The sequence below is a fragment of the Streptomyces sp. NPDC093149 genome (genome assembly GCF_044754145.1).
Taxonomy (GTDB): Bacteria; Actinomycetota; Actinomycetes; order Streptomycetales; family Streptomycetaceae; genus Streptomyces.
Window position 1 is genome coordinate 474,836 of the sequence record NZ_JBIVON010000006.1, and the last position, 17,923, is coordinate 492,758.

The 17,923-nt window shown below is 70.1% G+C and carries 17 protein-coding genes; 3 read left to right on the forward strand and 14 right to left on the reverse strand.

Annotation, left to right across the window (positions count from 1 at the left end; genetic code table 11):
• Positions 1-288: 288 nt before the first annotated feature.
• The 6 genes from hemB to ACIQCZ_RS21405 form a co-directional block, all read right to left on the reverse strand.
• Entirely contained in the window at positions 289-1,287 is a 999-nt protein-coding gene (gene hemB / locus ACIQCZ_RS21380; protein WP_402284130.1) for a porphobilinogen synthase, read from the reverse strand.
• A 190-nt stretch (positions 1,288-1,477) separates the two neighbouring features.
• The gene (locus tag ACIQCZ_RS21385) at positions 1,478-3,148 is read right to left on the reverse strand and encodes a uroporphyrinogen-III synthase (RefSeq protein WP_376272917.1); all 1,671 of its coding nucleotides are present in this window, start codon (positions 3,146-3,148) and stop codon (positions 1,478-1,480) included.
• Positions 3,145-4,131 (reverse strand): hydroxymethylbilane synthase, encoded by a 987-nt coding sequence (gene hemC / locus ACIQCZ_RS21390; protein WP_376272916.1) that lies wholly within the window; start codon positions 4,129-4,131, stop codon positions 3,145-3,147. The genes ACIQCZ_RS21385 and hemC overlap by 4 nt, the downstream gene beginning before the upstream one ends.
• Positions 4,128-5,621 carry a glutamyl-tRNA reductase gene (locus ACIQCZ_RS21395; protein ID WP_402284132.1) on the reverse strand — a complete coding sequence of 498 codons (1,494 nt, stop codon included), beginning with the start codon at positions 5,619-5,621 and terminating at the stop codon, positions 4,128-4,130. Before ACIQCZ_RS21395 ends, hemC begins: the two co-directional genes overlap by 4 nt.
• Positions 5,618-6,385, reverse strand: a complete 768-nt coding sequence (locus tag ACIQCZ_RS21400) for a redox-sensing transcriptional repressor Rex (RefSeq protein WP_402284133.1) — start codon at positions 6,383-6,385, stop codon at positions 5,618-5,620. Before ACIQCZ_RS21400 ends, ACIQCZ_RS21395 begins: the two co-directional genes overlap by 4 nt.
• 271 nt (positions 6,386-6,656) lie before the next feature.
• A complete protein-coding gene (locus tag ACIQCZ_RS21405) occupies positions 6,657-6,932 on the reverse strand; it encodes a glutaredoxin family protein (protein WP_402284136.1) in 276 nt (91 codons plus the stop codon).
• 169 nt (positions 6,933-7,101) lie between these two features.
• Between ACIQCZ_RS21405 and ACIQCZ_RS21410 the strand changes: the two genes are divergently transcribed.
• The 3 genes from ACIQCZ_RS21410 to ACIQCZ_RS21420 all read left to right on the forward strand — a co-directional run bounded on the left by ACIQCZ_RS21410 (position 7,102) and on the right by ACIQCZ_RS21420 (position 10,656).
• The gene (locus ACIQCZ_RS21410; protein WP_402284138.1) at positions 7,102-8,100 is read left to right on the forward strand and encodes an HAD family hydrolase; all 999 of its coding nucleotides are present in this window, start codon (positions 7,102-7,104) and stop codon (positions 8,098-8,100) included.
• 363 nt (positions 8,101-8,463) lie between these two features.
• Positions 8,464-9,240 carry an ECF subfamily RNA polymerase sigma factor, BldN family gene (locus ACIQCZ_RS21415; protein ID WP_376272909.1) on the forward strand — a complete coding sequence of 259 codons (777 nt, stop codon included), beginning with the start codon at positions 8,464-8,466 and terminating at the stop codon, positions 9,238-9,240.
• Between the two features lie 225 nt (positions 9,241-9,465).
• Entirely contained in the window at positions 9,466-10,656 is a 1,191-nt protein-coding gene (locus ACIQCZ_RS21420; RefSeq protein WP_402284140.1) for a DUF5667 domain-containing protein, read from the forward strand.
• A gap of 244 nt (positions 10,657-10,900) precedes the next feature.
• Here ACIQCZ_RS21420 and ACIQCZ_RS21425 read toward each other — a convergent pair whose 3' ends face one another.
• The 8 genes from ACIQCZ_RS21425 to ACIQCZ_RS21460 all read right to left on the reverse strand — a co-directional run bounded on the left by ACIQCZ_RS21425 (position 10,901) and on the right by ACIQCZ_RS21460 (position 17,801).
• Positions 10,901-11,968 carry a lysophospholipid acyltransferase family protein gene (locus tag ACIQCZ_RS21425; protein ID WP_402284142.1) on the reverse strand — a complete coding sequence of 356 codons (1,068 nt, stop codon included), beginning with the start codon at positions 11,966-11,968 and terminating at the stop codon, positions 10,901-10,903.
• A gap of 15 nt (positions 11,969-11,983) precedes the next feature.
• Entirely contained in the window at positions 11,984-13,078 is a 1,095-nt protein-coding gene (locus ACIQCZ_RS21430; RefSeq protein ID WP_402284144.1) for an NAD-dependent epimerase/dehydratase family protein, read from the reverse strand.
• A gap of 202 nt (positions 13,079-13,280) precedes the next feature.
• Positions 13,281-13,379, reverse strand: a complete 99-nt coding sequence (locus ACIQCZ_RS21435; protein WP_003948845.1) for a 30S ribosomal protein bS22 — start codon at positions 13,377-13,379, stop codon at positions 13,281-13,283.
• Positions 13,380-13,489: 110 nt separating this feature from the next.
• Positions 13,490-13,702, reverse strand: coding sequence for a helix-turn-helix domain-containing protein (locus ACIQCZ_RS21440; RefSeq protein WP_014046653.1), 213 nt, complete (start codon positions 13,700-13,702; stop codon positions 13,490-13,492).
• A 128-nt stretch (positions 13,703-13,830) separates the two neighbouring features.
• Complete coding sequence (locus tag ACIQCZ_RS21445; RefSeq protein WP_402284147.1) at positions 13,831-14,646, reverse strand: phosphatase; 816 nt, start codon at positions 14,644-14,646, stop codon at positions 13,831-13,833.
• Between the two features lie 121 nt (positions 14,647-14,767).
• On the reverse strand, positions 14,768-15,940 hold the full coding sequence (locus ACIQCZ_RS21450) for an acetoin utilization protein AcuC (protein ID WP_402284150.1): 1,173 nt from the start codon (positions 15,938-15,940) through the stop codon (positions 14,768-14,770).
• Entirely contained in the window at positions 15,909-17,114 is a 1,206-nt protein-coding gene (locus ACIQCZ_RS21455; RefSeq protein WP_402284152.1) for an MFS transporter, read from the reverse strand. Before ACIQCZ_RS21455 ends, ACIQCZ_RS21450 begins: the two co-directional genes overlap by 32 nt.
• 42 nt (positions 17,115-17,156) lie before the next feature.
• Positions 17,157-17,801 (reverse strand): HAD family hydrolase, encoded by a 645-nt coding sequence (locus ACIQCZ_RS21460; RefSeq protein ID WP_402284153.1) that lies wholly within the window; start codon positions 17,799-17,801, stop codon positions 17,157-17,159.
• Positions 17,802-17,923: the final 122 nt, after the last annotated feature.

Consider the following 17,923-nt stretch of genomic DNA (forward strand, 5'->3'; position numbering starts at 1 on the left):
TCTATGCCCAACTTCTGCGAGTTGTACGGGGATTACCGCGCCGCAAGCTATAAATACATCGGATGACCGTCAAGAGCTTGCACCAAAAAAGAGTCCCCGTCCGTCCCTGCATCGGGACAGACGGGGACTCACCGGACCGGCAGCGATCACTCAGGCCGGCGATCGCTCGGAGGAGGACGCCGATGCCGAGAACGACCGGCGGTGGAGCACGGAAGACCGGCGATGAACCAGGGAAGACCGTCGGCAGGGACGGGAACGGCCGGCGCCCGACGCCTGCTTCGCCTCCGCTCAGCGCCGACCCAGCCGCTGCGCGACCTCCGTCGCCCAGTACGTCAGGATCATCTGCGCACCGGCCCGCCGGATCCCGGTCAGGCTCTCCATGATCGCCGCCTCCCGGTCGATCCAGCCCTTCTCCGCGGCGGCCTCGATCATCGCGTACTCGCCACTGATCTGGTACGCGGCGACCGGCACGTCCACCGAGTCGGCGACCTTGGCGAGGATGTCGAGGTACGGTCCGGCCGGCTTGACCATCACCATGTCGGCGCCCTCTTCGAGGTCGAGCGCCAGCTCGCGCAGGGACTCACGGGCGTTCGCCGGGTCCTGCTGATACGTCTTGCGGTCGCCCTTGAGCGACGAGCCCACGGCCTCGCGGAACGGCCCGAAGAACACCGAGGAGTACTTGACCGTGTAGGCGAGGATCGAGACGTCCTCGTGGCCCGTCTGGTCGAGCGCGTCACGGATGACACCGACCTGGCCGTCCATCATGCCGCTGGGGCCGACCACATGAGCGCCCGCGTCGGCCTGGACCTGGGCCATCTCCGCGTACCGCTCCAGCGTCGCGTCGTTGTCGACGTGACCGTCCTCGGTCAGGACGCCGCAGTGGCCGTGGTCGGTGTACTCGTCCAGGCACAGGTCCGACATGACGACGAGGTCGTCACCGACCTCCTCGCGCACCGCGCGCAGACCGGCCTGGAGGATGCCCTCCGGGTCCGTGCCCGCCGTGCCCCGGGCGTCCTTCTTCTCGTCCAGGGGAACGCCGAAGAGCATGATCCCGGAAACCCCGGCCGACACCGCCTCGACGGCGGCCTTCCGCAGAGTGTCCAGGGTGTGCTGCTGGACACCGGGCATGGTCGAGATGGCGACGGGCGCGCCGATGCCCTCGCGTACGAACGCGGGCAGGATCAGGTTCGCCGGGTCGAGCCGTGTCTCGGCGACCATGCGCCGCATCGCCGGGGTCGTCCGCAGCCGCCGGGGGCGGGAACCGGGGAAGTTTCCGTACACAGTCATGCTTCGAGACTAGACCCGTACACATCACCTTCTTACCGACACCCGTGCCGGGAAAAGCCCGCCCGCCGGCACCACGGCGCCGGCCGACGTACGGGCCGCCCACGCGCTCCTCGTCCGTACGCCGGGCACGCCGCGGGGCCCGGCCGCTCCACCAGGAAGCGACCGGGCCCCGCACAGCCACTGCGACCCGTCAGGTCGTCGTACGGCGCCGCCGCGCCCCCGGACGCCGCTCGCTCGGCCGCGTCACCGGATCACCGGCCTCCTTCGCCGCCTCCCGGCGCCGCTCACCGAACTCGGCGAGGGCCTCGGCCAGCTTGTGCACCGAAGGCTCCGGGGAGAGGACGTCCACGCGCAGACCGTGCTCCTCGGCGGTCTTCGCCGTCGCCGGGCCGATGCACGCGATGACCGTCACGTTGTGCGGCTTGCCCGCGATGCCGACGAGGTTCCGTACGGTCGACGACGAGGTGAAGAGCACCGCGTCGAAACCGCCGCCCTTGATGGCCTCACGCGTGTCGGCAGGCGGCGGCGAGGCACGGACCGTGCGGTAGGCGGTGACGTCGTCGACCTCCCAGCCCAGCTCGATGAGCCCGGCCACCAGTGTCTCGGTGGCGATGTCGGCGCGCGGCAGGAAGACGCGGTCGATCGGGTCGAAGACCGGGTCGTACGGCGGCCAGTCCTCCAGCAGACCGGCGGCGGACTGCTCACCGGACGGCACCAGATCCGGCTTCACACCGAAGTCGACGAGCGCGGCGGCGGTCTGCTCACCGACGGCCGCGACCTTGATCCCGGCGAAGGCACGGGCGTCGAGCCCGTACTCCTCGAACTTCTCCCGGACGGCCTTCACGGCATTGACGCTGGTGAAGGCGATCCACTCGTAACGGCCCGTGACCAGACCCTTGACCGCACGCTCCATCTGCTGGGGCGTACGGGGCGGCTCGACGGCGATCGTCGGGACCTCGTGCGGCACGGCACCGTACGAACGAAGCTGGTCGGAGAGCGACGCCGCCTGCTCCTTGGTGCGCGGGACGAGTACCTTCCAGCCGAACAGCGGCTTGGACTCGAACCACGCGAGCTGGTCGCGCTGGGCGGCGGAGCTGTGCTCACCGACCACGGCTATGACGGGCTGGTGCCCGTCCGGCGACGGAAGGACCTTCGCCTGCTTCAGGACCTGGGCGATCGTCCCGAGGGTCGCCGTCCAGGTGCGCTGGCGGGTGGTCGTACCGGCCACCGTCACCGTCAGCGGGGTGTCGGGCTTGCGGCCGGCCGAGACCAGCTCACCGGCGGCCGAGGCCACCGAGTCGAGCGTCGTCGAGACGACGGCCGTGGCATCGCTCGCGCCGACCTCGGTCCAGCAGCGGTCCGAGGCGGTACGGGCGTCGACGAACCGGACGTCGGCACCCTGCGCGTCACGCAGCGGCACACCGGCGTACGCGGGCACACCCACGACGTTGGCCACGCCCGGCACGACCTCGAAGGGGATGCCGGCGGTGGCGCAGGCGAGCATCTCGGCCCCGGCGTTCCCGTCCAGCCCGGGGTCGCCCGAGACGGCACGGACGACCCGCCTGCCGCCCTTCGCTGCCTCCATGACAAGATTGACCGCATCCCTGAGAACGGGAACACCGGCGGCTGCTGACTGCGCGTCAACAATCGCCAGCTCAGGCGTGCTCACCCCTGCCCGCGCATGGCAGCGAACAACGCCGAGAACCTCCGGCTCGGCGACAAGGACGTCCGCGCTCGCGAGCGCCTCGACAGCGCGCAGGGTCAGCAGTCCCGGGTCGCCGGGACCGGCGCCGAGGAAGGTGACGTGCCCTTGGGCGGACAGGGCCGGAAAGTCGGATGCGGCGGGGCCGGTGGGGCTCAAAGTGCTCGCTCCCCCATAAGACCGGCCGCACCCTTGGCGAGCATCTCGGCCGCGAGTTCGCGACCGAGGGCCGCCGCGTCGTCGTGCGACGTGGGGACGGGACCGGTGGTGGACATCTGTACCAGCGAGGAACCGTCGGTGGAACCGACGACACCGCGCAGGCGCAGTTCGTTGACAGCCTGTCCGTCGACCAGGAGGTCGGCCAGCGCACCCACAGGTGCGGAGCAACCGGCCTCCAGGGCGGCGAGCAGGGCACGCTCGGCGGTCACGGCGGCCCGGGTGTACGGGTCGTCGAGCTCGGCGAGCGCGGCGGCGAGGTCGGCGCTGGTCGCAGCGCATTCGATCGCCAGTGCTCCCTGGCCGGGAGCGGGCAGGACGGTGTCGACCGACAGGAAATCGGTCACCTCACCGGTCCGGCCGAGGCGGCTGAGACCGGCCGCGGCGAGTACCACCGCGTCCAGCTCCCCGCTTCGGACAAATCCGATACGCGTATCGACGTTCCCCCGGATCGGCACGGTCTCGATGTCGAGGCCGTGGCTACGGGCGTACGCGTTGAGCTGCGCCATGCGGCGCGGCGAGCCGGTACCGACACGGGCACCGGACGGCAGCTGCTCGAAGGTCAGCCCGTCCCGGGCCACCAGTACGTCGCGCGGGTCCTCGCGCACCGGTACGGCGGCCAGCACGAGGCCCTCGGGCTGGGCGGTCGGCAGGTCCTTGAGCGAGTGGACGGCGAAGTCCACGTCGCCGCGCAGCAGCGCCTCGCGCAGCGCCGCGACGAACACGCCGGTGCCGCCGATCTGCGCGAGGTGCTCCCGGGAGATGTCGCCGTACGTGGTGACCTCCACGAGCTCGACGGCCCGCCCGGTCACCTCGCTGACCGCGTCGGCGACGAGGCCGGACTGCGCCATGGCGAGCTTGCTGCGCCGGGTGCCCAGCCTCAGCGGCTCGGTGGTCCCCTCGCCCAGGGGTGAGTTGTCGGTCATGACCGCCCTCGATTCGGGTCGTTCAGGTCTGCCCGGGAGACGGCGGCGACCGTCTGCGGGTCGAGGTCGAAGAGTTCCCGCAGCGCATCGGCGTACCCGGCGCCGCCGGGCTCGCTGGCGAGCTGCTTGACCCGCACGGTGGGCGCGTGCAGGAGCTTGTCGACGACGCGGCGCACGGTCTGCGAGATCTCGGCGCGCTGCTTCTCGTCCAGGTCGGGGAGGCGCCCGTCGAGCCTCGCGATCTCGCCCGCGACCACTCCGGCGGCCATCGTGCGCAGGGCGACGACGGTCGGGGTGATGTGGGCGGCACGCTGCGCGGCGCCGAAGGCGGCGACCTCGTCGGCGACGATGGTGCGCACCTGGTCCACATCGGCGGCCATCGGGGCGTCCGCCGACGCCTCGGCGAGCGACTCGATGTCGACGAGGCGCACACCGTCGAGACGGGCCGTGGCACCGTCGATGTCGCGCGGCATGGCGAGGTCGAGCAGGGCGAGGCGGACGGGACCGGCACCCTGGGCGGGCACCGTGGCCCGACGCACGGCCTGGCGCACCGTGCCCGCGGCGCCGTTCTCCAGCCAGGCGGCATGCCGGTCGGGGTCGGCGGGCGGCGCGGGGACGGACGCGGCGGGCGCCTCGGACGCGGGGTCGAAGGCCAGGCCGAGCGCGCCGGCGACGGCCTCGGCGGTCAGCACGAGACCCGTCGCCCCGGTGCACGAGACGACGACGTCGGCACGTGTCAGTTCGCGGGTGACCGCGGCCATCTCCACGGCGCGGGCGGCCACTCCCGTACCGCCGGGCTGGTGCAGGATCTCGACCAGCCGGTCGGCGCGGGCCCGGGTCCGGTTGGCGACGACGATCTCGGTGACGCCGGCACGGGCCAGGGTGGCGGCGGCCAGCGAGGACATCGAGCCGGCCCCGATCACCAGGGCACGCTTGCCCCGGGCCCAGCCGGTGACGTCCGCACCGGCCGCGAGCTGTTCGAGGCCGAAGGTGACGAGCGACTGCCCGGCCCGGTCGATCCCGGTCTCGCTGTGGGCGCGCTTGCCGACCCGCAGGGCCTGCTGGAACAGATCGTTCAGCAGCCGGCCGGCGGTGTGGAGCTCCTGCCCCAGCGCCAGCGCGTCCTTGATCTGGCCGAGGATCTGGCCCTCGCCGACGACCATCGAGTCCAGTCCGCAGGCCACCGAGAAGAGGTGGTGGACGGCCCGGTCCTCGTAGTGCACATAGAGATAGGGAGTGAGCTCGTCGAGCCCGACGCCGCTGTGCTGGGCGAGGAGCGTGGACAGCTCGGCGACGCCCGCGTGGAACTTGTCCACGTCGGCGTACAGCTCGATGCGGTTGCAGGTGGCCAGCACGGCGGCCTCGACCGCGGGCTCCGCGGCGAGGGTGTCCTGGAGCAGCTTGGCCTGCGTCTCGGCAGCCAGCGACGCCCGCTCCAGTACGGAGACGGGAGCGCTGCGGTGGCTCAGCCCTACGACAAGAAGACTCATGCCGGCATCACGGCGGGCATGTCCCCGTCGGGTCCCTTCCGATTGCCGGTGGCCGCGCGCACGGGCGGTGCGGCCGGATCCGGAGTGCTCTCGACTGTGTCGTCACCGGCCTTGCGCTGCTCGTGGAAGGCGAGGATCTGAAGCTCGATGGAGAGGTCGACCTTGCGGACGTCCACGCCCTCGGGCACGGAGAGCACCGTCGGCGCGAAGTTCAGGATGGAGGTGACGCCCGCGGCGACGAGCCGGTCGCAGACCTGCTGCGCGGCACCGGCCGGGGTCGAGATGACACCGATCGACACGCCGTTGTCGCTGACGATCCTCTCCAGATCGTCGGCGTGCTGCACGGGGATCCCGGCGACGGGCGTTCCGGCCATCGCGGGGTCGGCGTCGATCAGCGCGGCGACGCGGAAACCGCGGGAGGCGAAGCCGCCGTAGTTGGCGAGCGCGGCGCCGAGGTTACCGATGCCGACGATCACGACCGGCCAGTCCTGGGTGAGCCCGAGCTCGCGGGAGATCTGGTAGACGAGATACTCGACGTCGTACCCGACACCGCGCGTCCCGTAGGACCCCAGGTAGCTGAAATCCTTGCGCAGCTTGGCAGAGTTGACTCCCGCCGCCGCGGCGAGCTCCTCGGACGAGACCGTGGGGACCGAGCGCTCGGAGAGCGCGGTCAGTGCGCGTAGATACAGCGGAAGCCGGGCGACGGTGGCCTCGGGAATTCCTCGGCTACGGGTCGCCGGTCGGTGAGTTCGGCCAGTTGCCACGGTGCTCCTGCGGGATGAGCGGGGCTGCAGGCGGCCATGCGTCACAAGGCCGCCCCGTCGAATGCAGGCTATGTCTTTGTGAACACGTGCACAAAGATAGTGTCCGTTTTGTCCGGTCAAAGTGACCGGGGTCACGCACATTCGTCGTGCGATCCCGGAACCAAGGATCGCATCAACCCGTTGCAGGCCCGAAGGGGGCAAAGCGGTACACACTCCTCACAACCACTCCCCCGAGACCACTCAAAACGCCCATGATGGTAGCCGGGTTCGCTCAGGAAAGCAGTGCGCTGCGCAGCCTCGCCGGGTCCACCCGCCAGAACGTGTGCTGTTCGTTATCAATCAGGACGACCGGGATCTGCTCCCAGTACTCCCGGTGCAGCTTCTCGTCCTGGGTGATGTCCTTCTCCTCCCAGGCCGCGCCGGTCTCCTCGCAGACCTCCCGCACCACCGCCCTCGCGTCGTCACAGAGGTGACATCCGGGCTTCCCCACCAGGGTCACCACCCGGTCCGCGGGCTTCTTCGTCCTACGTCGCAACAATGCACTCATGCCTTCATTCTGCGCCGAGGCGGACCGGCCCCCGAGCCGGAAGAGGGCCGATTCCCCCCTTGATCCGGTACGCCCCTAAACGCCCGTTCGACAAAACGGCAGCCAAGAGTTCACGGCACGGCATCCCAGCAGGTCGGGAACGGACGGACCGACTGGCTATGCTCACGACATGGCCGCACTTGGATGGCTCACACCCCGCAGGCGCCCCGCGACAGCACGGAGCGTGCTGGCAGGCGAGGCCGCAGCTGAGGCAGCGCGGAAGACCTCCCTCCCCACCGAACTCCCCGACGACCGGTCCTCCGTCGCCGACCAGGACACCTCTGTCCGCACAAAGGCCGAGGAACCCGCTGTCCGCACAAAGGCCGAGGAACCCGCACCCGCCTTCCCCGTCGTCGGAGACGACCGGGCCGCCGCCTTCTTCGACCTGGACAACACCGTCATGCAGGGCGCGGCGATCTTCCACTTCGGCCGCGGTCTGTACAAGCGGAAGTTCTTCCAGCGCCGCGAGCTGACCCGGTTCGCCTGGCAGCAGGCCTGGTTCAGACTGGCCGGCGTCGAGGATCCGGAACACATGCAGGACGCCCGCGACAGCGCCCTGTCCATCGTCAAGGGCCATCGCGTCTCCGAGCTGATGTCCATCGGCGAGGAGATCTACGACGAGTACATGGCCGACCGCATCTGGCCCGGCACCCGCGCCCTCGCGCAGGCCCACCTCGACGCCGGACAGCGGGTCTGGCTGGTCACCGCCGCCCCGGTGGAGACCGCCACGATCATCGCCCGCCGTCTCGGCCTGACCGGCGCGCTCGGCACGGTCGCCGAATCCGTCGACGGCGTCTACACCGGCCGCCTGGTCGGCGAGCCGCTGCACGGGCCCGCGAAGGCCGAGGCGGTCCGCGCCCTCGCGGCGGCCGAGGGCCTGGACCTCGACCGCTGCGCGGCCTACAGCGACTCGCACAACGACATCCCGATGCTGTCCCTGGTCGGACACCCCTACGCGATCAACCCGGACGCCAAGCTCCGCAAGCACGCCCGCGCGCTCGACTGGCGGCTGCGGGACTACCGGACGGGCCGCAAGGCGGCCAGGGTCGGCATCCCGGCCGCGGCCGGTGTCGGCGCCATCGCGGGCGGCACCGCGGCCGCCGTCGCCCTGCACCGTCGCCGCCGCTGACGCTGACGCACACCCGTTCGTCCACCACCGGGGGGCCGCCGAGCCACGCCCGGACGACGGCCGCCGATCAGAACCCCTTGCCCGGCGACCGCTCCCGCCAGTCGGATTGCCCGTACCCGAACACAATCCGTCGCGCACGCAGGCAGATCGCGAAGTAATCCGATCAGTAAACGGTCACGATGTGCTACTTGATGCGTCGATTATTCGCTACAGAAGCGACGGAATCGATGATTTGAGCAACTGGGTGTAGCACTGCCTGTACGAAGCGTTATTCTCCTCAGACGCATTCCGGAGCCCACCACTCACTACGACGAGTGACGGCCCCGCACTGCACGTGATGGAAGCTCTGCCTCTGGGAGTCCCGTGTACCCACACGTCGGGGTTGACGCCTCGGGCCTGGCTACGCTGCGCGCAACGGTCGCCGACCGCTTGCGCGGCTTCGTCCCCACCGCGTACGCCGTACCCGCATGTGCCACCCCTGCACCTGTCGGCCCTTGCTACGCCATGGCCGAACGCGGTGCGGCGGTCGGAAGACGCAGCAACCGCGGCGCAACTACTACGTCCACCGTTCGCCGGCCCACCGCCGACAGCGACAGCGCGCGCATGATGGATCTCGTCGAGCGCGCACAGGCCGGCGAGGCCGACGCCTTCGGCCGCCTCTACGACCAGTACAGCGACACCGTCTACCGCTACATCTATTACCGCGTGGGCGGCAAGGCCACGGCGGAGGACCTCACCAGCGAGACCTTCCTCCGCGCCCTGCGCCGCATCTCCACCTTCACCTGGCAGGGCCGCGACTTCGGCGCCTGGCTCGTCACCATCGCCCGCAACCTGGTCGCCGACCACTTCAAGTCGAGCCGCTTCCGGCTGGAGGTGACCACCGGCGAGATGCTCGACGCCAACGAGGTCGAGCGCAGCCCGGAGGACTCCGTCCTGGAGTCCCTCTCCAACGCCGCACTGCTCCAGGCCGTGCGCCGCCTCAACCCCCAGCAGCAGGAGTGCGTGACCCTGCGCTTCCTGCAGGGCCTCTCGGTCGCCGAGACCGCCCGGGTCATGGGAAAGAACGAGGGCGCGATCAAGACCCTGCAGTACCGCGCCGTCCGCACCCTGGCCCGGCTCCTCCCGGACGATGCCCGCTGACCCGCCCTCCGGCCGAATCACTCCCGGCGACATGTCCATCACGCACTGGTCCGATCATCCTTCGTGCGTAACCCAAGTGCCGCGCCCCTCGTTGTGCCGGTTGCAGGCCCCCTGTCGTCACCCCATGTCCGCCGACACTCACTCATTCGTGTGGAAGCGCTCAAGGTGTGCAACCTTCCGGACCACCAGGGGAGTCGACCGTCATGACGAGAGGAGGTGCCGCCAGTGATCGCAAACGTCTCGGCACACCGGCGGGCGAACGCCTTCGCCCAGGCCCTGGAGGAGCAGTCGCTCCGCGGTGCGGCGGCCGTACAGCCCGAGGAACCGGCCGAACCGGCCGACCACGGACCGCTGTTGGCCCTGGCGAACGGCCTCGGTGAGCTACCGCGGCCGGAGATGGATCCCGAAGTCAAAGTGGTGCAGCGAGCCCAGCTCGTCGCCGCCATGGAGGCCATGCTCGCCGAGGGCGGCGCGGCCACGGACCCTACGGTGCCCGAACAGCGGACCAAGGGAGCCCATCGGGCCTCCCCGCTCCAGAAATTGCGTCCGCGCTCACGCTGGACGAAGGGGCTCGCGGCCGGCGGACTCACCGTCGGTGTGGCGGCGGGAGCCTTCGGCGGAGTGGCCGCTGCCAGTTCCGACGCCCTGCCGGGTGATTCGCTGTACGGGCTCAAGCGCGGCATGGAGGACATCCATCTCGGCATGGCCAACGGCGACGCCGACCGCGGCGAGGTCTATCTCGACCAGGCCTCGACCCGCCTCAGCGAAGCCCGCCGTCTGATGGAGCGCGCCCGCTCCGGCGACCTGGACCACGAACAGCTCGGCGAAGTCAGGCGCACGCTCAACGGCATGACGCACGACGCCACCGAGGGCCACCGCCTGCTCCACGCCGCCTATCAGCGGGACGGCGCCATCGGCCCGATCCGGACCCTGGAATCCTTCTCCCGCTCGCACCGGGACAGCTGGAGCAGCCTGCGCAACCGGCTGCCCGTACAGCTGACCGATGTCGGCGACCAGGTCAGTTCGGTCTTCGACGCCATAGACGAAGAGGTCGAACCGCTGCAGTCGCTGCTGCCCCCCACCCCGGGCAAGGGAAGCAGTTCCCACCGCTCGGGCGCCACGGAGCGGAACACGGGATCGTCGGATACGCACCACTCCACGCCCGCGTCCCCGCAAGCCTCCCAGGACCACACGGGCGACAACGCCTCGCCCCGACCGTCCGGCTCCGGCAGCGCCCCGTCCGACGGCCTGATCGCCGGCGGCACGGACGGCCTCCTCGGCCCCCCGCCCCAGGGCACCGCCCCGTCCGCCGACACCCGGGTCAGCCCCCCGCCCGCCCCGGACGTCACCCTGCCCCCGCTCCTCCCCGGCCTGCTCCCAGGCCTGGGCATCAACAGCGAGGATCTGCGCGACTAGGGCGTGTTTCGAAAGTCCCGCCTGCCAGGCGGCGTCTGGCACGCCCTAAGACCGGAAAGGTTCACCGGCTCGCGACGCCCGGCAAACCTTTCCGGCCACGGCACTGAGGGACAGCCCTCGGGTTCGTCCGCTCGGACCGGGCCGGGATCGGGTCGGCCAGGACCTCGCGCACCCTCCATCGGCGGACGGGCTCCCCGGAGTCCGTCCGCCGATCGGCGACAGGACACCCGTCGGACAGCCCCGGTCAGAAGAACACCGACCGCCGCTGCACCAACAACTTGTACAGCGTGTGCTGAATCTGCTCCCGCACCTGATCCGTCAGATTGAACATCAGCATCGGATCCTCCGCCGCCTCCACCGGATACCCACTCGTGGAGATCGGCTCCCCGAACTGGATCGTCCACTTCGTCGGCAGCGGCACCGCCCCGAGCGGCCCCAGCCAGGGAAACGTCGGCGTGATCGGGAAGTAGGGAAACCCCAGCAACCGCGCCAGCGTCTTCGAGTTGCCGATCATCGGGTAGATCTCCTCCGCCCCCACGATCGAGCACGGAACGATCGGCACCCCGGCCCGCAGCGCCGTGGACACGAAGCCACCCCGCCCGAAGCGCTGCAACTTGTACCGCTCGCCGAACGGCTTGCCGATGCCCTTGAAACCCTCCGGCATCACCCCGACGACCTCGCCCCGCCGCAGCAGCCGCTCCGCGTCCTCCGCACAGGCCAGCGTGTGCCCGGCCTTGCGGGCCAGCTCGTTGACCACCGGCAGCACGAAGACGAGGTCGGCGGCGAGCAGCCGCAGATGACGGCCCGCCGGATGGTTGTCGTGCACGGCGACCTGGAGCATCAGCCCGTCGAGCGGCAGCGTCCCCGAGTGGTTGGACACGATGAGCGCCCCGCCGTCGGACGGGATGTTCTCGATGCCCTTCACCTCGACCCGGAAGTACTTCTCGTACAGCGGCCGCAGGGCCGACATCAGGACCTGATCGGTCAGCTCCTTGTCGTACCCGAACTCATCGACCTCGTACTCACCGGTGACCCTCCGCCGCAGGAACGCGAGCCCGCCGGCGATCCGCCGGTCCCAGTGACCACGCCCGGCCCCCTCCGGGTGCGGACCTGTCCGCTGGGGCTCCTCCGGCGGCAACGAGGCGTCCTGCTGCCCCGGAAGGGCGCTGACGGCCGCTGTCCCGACCACGGAGGCCGCCACGGGCCCCTGGCCCCGGCTGCCGCTCCCCGCGGTCCGGCGTCGCGCGGAGCGCGATGAGCCGCACGATCGCGAACGGTCGTCGTCGAACGGAATGACCTTGGCATCCGCCATCGTCGGTGCGCTCCTCTACCTGGCGCTGGGGGTCGGGCGTGTGCCGCCCGCCCCGGTGAACCCCGGAACATCGCCGGCCGCCCCGGCGAACGGCATGGCGGCCAGCCTGTCCACCGCCCTGCCCATCGCCTCCGGCGGCAGCAGTCCGGGCCCCTGACTGCGCGCGAAATCCGCGAACGTCCCCGCGGTACTGAACCGCGGGTGGAAACCCAGGGTCTCGCGCATCTGGACGGTGGAGACCACCCGGCCGTGGGTGAGCAGCCGGATCTGCTCCGGCGAGAAGTCCGTCATGCCGACCCTGCGCAGTGCCTGGCCGACCCAGGTGACGGCGGGCAGCAGCAACGGCATCGTCGGCCGCCCCAGCCGCCGCGAGCACTGCGAGAGCAGCAGCACACCGTCCCCGGCGATATTGAAGGTGCCGCTGTTCAGCGTCCCGCGCCTCGGCTCGCGCGAGGCGATTCCCAGTACGTCGACGACATCGTCCTCGTGCACGAACTGGAGCCTCGGGTCGTATCCGAACACCGTCGGCAGCACGGGCAGCGACAGATAGTCCGCCAGCGGCGAATCCGCCTCCGGACCCAGGATGTTCGCGAACCTGAGCACGCACACGGCCACGTCCGGCCGGCGGCGCGCGAAGCCGCGCACGTACCCCTCGACCTCCACCACGTCCTTGGCGAAGCCCCCGCTCGGCAGGGACTTGGGCGGGGTGGTCTCGGTGAAGACCGCCGGGTCGCGGGGCGCGGAGCCGTAGACGTTCGTACTGGACTTGACCACGAGGCGCCGCACGCTCGGCGCCTTCTGACAGGCCCCGAGCAGCTGCATGGTGCCGATGACGTTGGTCTCCTTGACCATCGTCCGACCGCCCGTGCCGACCGACTTGGCGGAGACGTCCAGGTGGACGACCGTGTCCACCGAGTGCTCGGCGAGGACTCTGGCGATCGCGGGCTGGCGGATGTCCGCACGGACGAAGTCGGCGTCGCCCAACGGGTGTCCGGGCGTGACCGCGTCGACGGCGACCACCCGGTCCACCTCCGGATCACGCTGGACGCACCGCACGAAGCGGCCACCCAGCTGCCGGGCGGCACCGGTGACCAGCACGACCTTCCCCAAGATCAGCGCCTCCCGTCGAAAGGTTTCCCCTGGCCGTCACCGTAGCGGGTGGATGTTGCCCTGTGATGACCGCACGACGGCCTTCTGCCGAGTCTTTGGCCCGAATGCGGGTACCGCACGGCGCGTGGACGCCGCGGCACAACGCACCGCAGCCCTCCCGCCGATACGGCGGGAGGGCTGCGGATTCACGAACCGCGTTCGCTTACTTCTTGTTGCGACGCTGAACGCGCGTGCGCTTGAGCAGCTTGCGGTGCTTCTTCTTGGCCATCCGCTTGCGCCGCTTCTTGATAACAGAGCCCACGACTACCCTCGCTCACTTCTTCTTCACTGGTGCGGGGCGTCTGGGCCCACACGACCTACGTCGGCCTAGCCTACCCGCCACCGCGTGAGGGGCGTAATCCGAGGTGAACCTCAGGCGGACTCCACCCCCACAAAGGACTCGCGGAGATACTCGTGAACCGCTTGCTCCGGAACCCGGAAGGACCTGCCCACCCGGATCGCCGGCAGATGACCGCTGTGCACCAAGCGGTACACGGTCATCTTCGACACCCTCATGACCGAGGCGACTTCCGCCACGGTCAGAAACTTGACCTCGTTGAGAGGCCTCTCGCTGCCAGCAGCCATGACCCACCTGTACCTTCCGCGCGAGACGCCCACCGGCTTCCCCTCCGGTGACTCTTCGTCGTTGTGCGCTCACTCCCCAGGTTAGGGGCGGGTGATGCGAGTGGGGAAGAGGAGAGGCGATCGGCCGCCTACTGTGACAGACACGCCCGATTGAGTACATAGCGCGTGAGCGGCCGGTAGTACGCGGACCGCACGCCGTCGTCGAGCGGAACGGCGACCGCCACCCGCCCCTCGGCCTCCCCGACGAACAGCGCGGGATCGTCCGTATCCGCCAGCCCGATCGCCTCGATGCCCAGCTGACCAGCCCCGCAGACCCATCCGTGGTCCCCCACGACCAGTTCCGGCAGCCTCCCGCCCCCCTCCGCCACCGCCTCCAGAGCGACCCGGACCGGCAACGGTGAATGCGTGTGTGCGCCGGTGTCACCACCAGCACCCCGCACGCCGGGTTCGCGCACCATCGCGACACCTCGTACGTAGCCGAGGCGGTACATGCGTACGCCGAACCGGGTCGTTATGTCGATACATCGCCCCTGCGCGGGAGTGAGCACGGGACACCCGGCCGCCGACAAGGCGTCTGCCAACTCTGCGTAGAAACCGAGCAGCCGATGCGGATGACCGGTCCCGAACAGCACCGGCGCCCGACGCACCGCGGCATGCGACAACCGCTCGGCGAAAGCCTCCAGACCTGCCAGGGTGCGCTCCGGATCGATCACATCAGGACCGGAAACATGAGCAGGATCGCCGGAGACCCCGCACTTGTCGGCCATGAGGCGAAGGAGGTCCTGCTCCTCCCAACCCCGTTCGGGGGAGAGGCCGAGCGTCACTCTCGGGTCGCGGGCCGCGAAGAGCCGATAGCTCCGCAGGCTCGCCTCCCTCGATGTGGCCACGGGCCCGGCCAGCCGGGCCGCCAGCAGATGCGCACGCAGCGCTCCGGTGCTCAACACCCCACCGATGCTCCCCCAATCACCCGGACGGGGGGCCAGAAGACCGGTCACGCCCCACAGTTGGCGTAACCGTTCCTCACCAGCACACGAAACGGCCGCACCACGACCGTCCCCGCCCGGTTCAGGTCAACAGCCCCCGCAACGGGAAGGCCGCCCGCCTGGTCGCCAACACCGCCTGGTCCAGCCGGTCCGCGGGGTCGTACCCCTGCTCCCACGGCTTCCAGGCGGGAGTACGTCCGTCGGTCATCCGGGCCGGCCCCAGCTGCCTGGTCCGGGCAAAGACCTCGTCACGCCACGAGGACGGAATCACCGACTCGGGATCCACCGGCGCGTGCGCGGCGATCCCCACCAAATGTGTCCAGGACCGCGGCACCACATCGACCACCGCATAGCCGCCCCCGCCGAGCGCCACCCAGCGCCCGCCCTCCGCGTACTCATGGGCGAGATCGTGACAGGCCGCCATCACCGCCCGCTGCGCGTCCACCGACACCGCCAGGTGGGCGAGCGGGTCCTCGAAATGCGTATCGGCCCCGTGCTGACTCACCAGCACCTGCGGCCGGAAGTCCGCCAGCAGCTCCGGCACCACCGCGTGGAACGCCCGCAGCCAGCCCGCGTCCCCCGTGCCGGCCGGCAGCGCCACATTCACCGCACTGCCCTCACCGGCCCCGGCGCCGGTCTCCTCCGGCCAGCCGGTCTGCGGGAACAGCGTGCGCGGGTGCTCGTGCAGCGACACGGTCAGAACCCGCGGATCCTCCCAGAACGCCGCCTGCACCCCGTCACCGTGATGCACGTCCACATCGATGTACGCGACCCGCTCGGCACCCAGCTCCAGCATCCGCGCGATGGCGAGCGCCGGATCGTTGTAGATGCAGAACCCCGCCGCACCACCCGGCATGGCGTGATGCAGCCCGCCCGCGAAGTTCACGGCATGCGCGGTGTCCCCACGCCACACCGCCTCCGCCGCGGCCACCGACTGCCCGGCGATCAGCGCCGACACCTCGTGCATCCCCGCGAACGCCGGATCGTCCACCGTCCCGAGCCCGTACCTCTGATCGGCGCGCCGGGGATCCGCGGAGGCGGCCCGCACGGCGGCCACGTAGTCCTCACGGTGCACCAGCCGCAGCGTGGAGTCCCCGGCGGGCCTGGCCGCCACCACATCCACCGCACCGTCGAGCCCGAAGGCCCGCACCAGCCCCATGGTCAGAGCAAGTCTGACGGGGTCCATCGGATGACTTTCCCCGAAGTCGTAACCCGTTACTGCGTCATCCCACATCAACTGTGCGCGGCCGCTCATGCCCGCCACCGTATCGGGCAGGCTCCGCGCCGAACGACTTGGCGTACACGAGCGTCGCGAGCACCAGAACCATCGGCACGAGCATCGCACCCCGGTAGCTCCAGGCGTCCCCGAGCGCCCCCACCAACGGCGATCCCACCAGGAACCCCACGTAGTTGAAGACGTTCAGCCGCGCGATGGCCGTATCACTCGCCCCGGGGAACATCCGCCCGGCGGCGGCGAACGTCTGCGGCACGATCACACACAGCCCGAGACCCAGCAGGGTGAACCCGAGCATCCCGACCCACGCCCCACCGGCCACAGCCACCACGGCGAACCCGACAGCGGCCAGCACACTCCCGGACCGCACCACGGCCACAGCCCCGAACCGCCGCACCCCGAAGTCCCCCACGGCCCGCCCCAGCAGCGTGGTCACCATGTAGACGTTGTACGGAACCGTCGACAGCTGCTCCGAGCTCCCCAGCACATCCTGCAGATACTTGGCGCTCCAGTTGGAGACCGTCGAGTCCCCGATGTACGCGAAGCTCATCACCAGACAGAGCGGCATCAACAACTTGAAGGAGACCGACGCGACCCCCTTCCCCTGCTTCTCCGCCGTACCCGCCTCCGCCGACACGCCCTCGGCGTACCACCGGCTCCCGATGAACGCGACGGGCAGCAGAACGACCACCGCCGGCAGGTAGGAGACCAACAGCGAAAGGTCCCAGTGCGCCCCGGCCCACGCCATGGACGCACCGGCGATCCCGCCCAGGCTGTACGCGGCATGGAACCCGAGCATGATGGAACGCCCGTACGCCCGCTGGAGACTGACCCCCATCATGTTCATGGAGGCGTCGAGCGACCCGACGGCAAGCCCGAACACTCCGAGCGCCAGCGCCGCCTCCCACAACGTGTTCCCGGCCCCGACACCGAGCAGCGCGAGCAGCACAACGGGCTGCGCCCACCTCAGTACGATCCCGGGCCGAACCCGCGCGACCACCTTCTCGGTGACCACGCTGCCGACCCCGGCCAGGATCGGCACCGCGGCCAGGAACACCGGCAACAGCCCGTCGGATATCCCGTACCGGTCCTGGATGGCGGGGATCCGTGTCACGAGCAGAGCGAAGGTGACTCCCTGTACGAAGAAGCTCAACGCGAGGGAGGCCCTGCCGTGGCGCAAACGAGCATCTGTCATGGCCGCGAGCGTAAGGCCAGTCTCTACCCATGGGTAGATGGATCAGGCGAGCAATTCCCGCAGTTGACTCATGTCGGAGAAGTGCCCGGTCACCCCGGCGAGCCGGTCCGCCGGCATCATCGACGTGAACCCGTACACATCCATTCCCGCGGCCCGAGCCGCCTCCACTCCGAGTGGACTGTCCTCGATGACGACGCACCGCTCGGGGGGAACACCCATCCGTTCGGCGGCATACAGAAAAAGATCGGGCGCCGGCTTCCCGTGCCCGACATCCTCCGCGCTGAAGATCCACTCGTCCTCGAACCACTGGTCGAGTCCGGTCTTACGATGCCCGACCCTGATCCGCTCGTGGTTGCCGGAGGACGCGACACAGTAGGCAACCCCGTCGGCGACAAGCTTTCCCAGCACGTCATCGACGCCCTCCACCGGCTCCAGCTCCTGCTGGAACGCCGCGAAGATCCGCGAGTGAAGCGTCTCGTCGAAGTCCGCGGGCAGCTTCTCCCCGGTCCTCTCCTCGACGAGGTCGTGCACCCGGTGCACGGCAGACCCCATGTAGTCGCGAAGGCATTCCTGGTACGAGGTCGGGTGACCGAGCTCCGTGAGGTACTCGGACAGGATGGTGTTGGAGATCGGCTCGCTGTCCACGAGCACACCGTCGTTGTCGAAGATGACCAGTTCGTAGCGCATGGTTCGAGCCTAGACGCTGTGAACGCAGAAAAGCCCCGTGCCACAAGGACACGGGGCTTCCCGTAAAAGGAGTTCGGCGGCGTCCTACTCTCCCACAGGGTCCCCCCTGCAGTACCATCGGC

Coding starts and splice junctions, on each gene's coding strand:
- hemB (WP_402284130.1), bottom strand. CDS start 1,287: ATGACTGTGTACGGAAACTTCCCCGGTTCCCGCCCCCGGCGGCTGCGG.
- hemC (WP_376272916.1), bottom strand. CDS start 4,131: ATGACCGACAACTCACCCCTGGGCGAGGGGACCACCGAGCCGCTGAGG.
- ACIQCZ_RS21395 (WP_402284132.1), bottom strand. CDS start 5,621: ATGAGTCTTCTTGTCGTAGGGCTGAGCCACCGCAGCGCTCCCGTCTCC.
- ACIQCZ_RS21405 (WP_402284136.1), bottom strand. CDS start 6,932: ATGAGTGCATTGTTGCGACGTAGGACGAAGAAGCCCGCGGACCGGGTG.
- ACIQCZ_RS21410 (WP_402284138.1), top strand. CDS start 7,102: ATGGCCGCACTTGGATGGCTCACACCCCGCAGGCGCCCCGCGACAGCA.
- ACIQCZ_RS21425 (WP_402284142.1), bottom strand. CDS start 11,968: ATGGCGGATGCCAAGGTCATTCCGTTCGACGACGACCGTTCGCGATCG.
- ACIQCZ_RS21440 (WP_014046653.1), bottom strand. CDS start 13,702: ATGGCTGCTGGCAGCGAGAGGCCTCTCAACGAGGTCAAGTTTCTGACC.
- ACIQCZ_RS21450 (WP_402284150.1), bottom strand. CDS start 15,940: ATGAGCGGCCGCGCACAGTTGATGTGGGATGACGCAGTAACGGGTTAC.
- ACIQCZ_RS21455 (WP_402284152.1), bottom strand. CDS start 17,114: ATGACAGATGCTCGTTTGCGCCACGGCAGGGCCTCCCTCGCGTTGAGC.
- ACIQCZ_RS21460 (WP_402284153.1), bottom strand. CDS start 17,801: ATGCGCTACGAACTGGTCATCTTCGACAACGACGGTGTGCTCGTGGAC.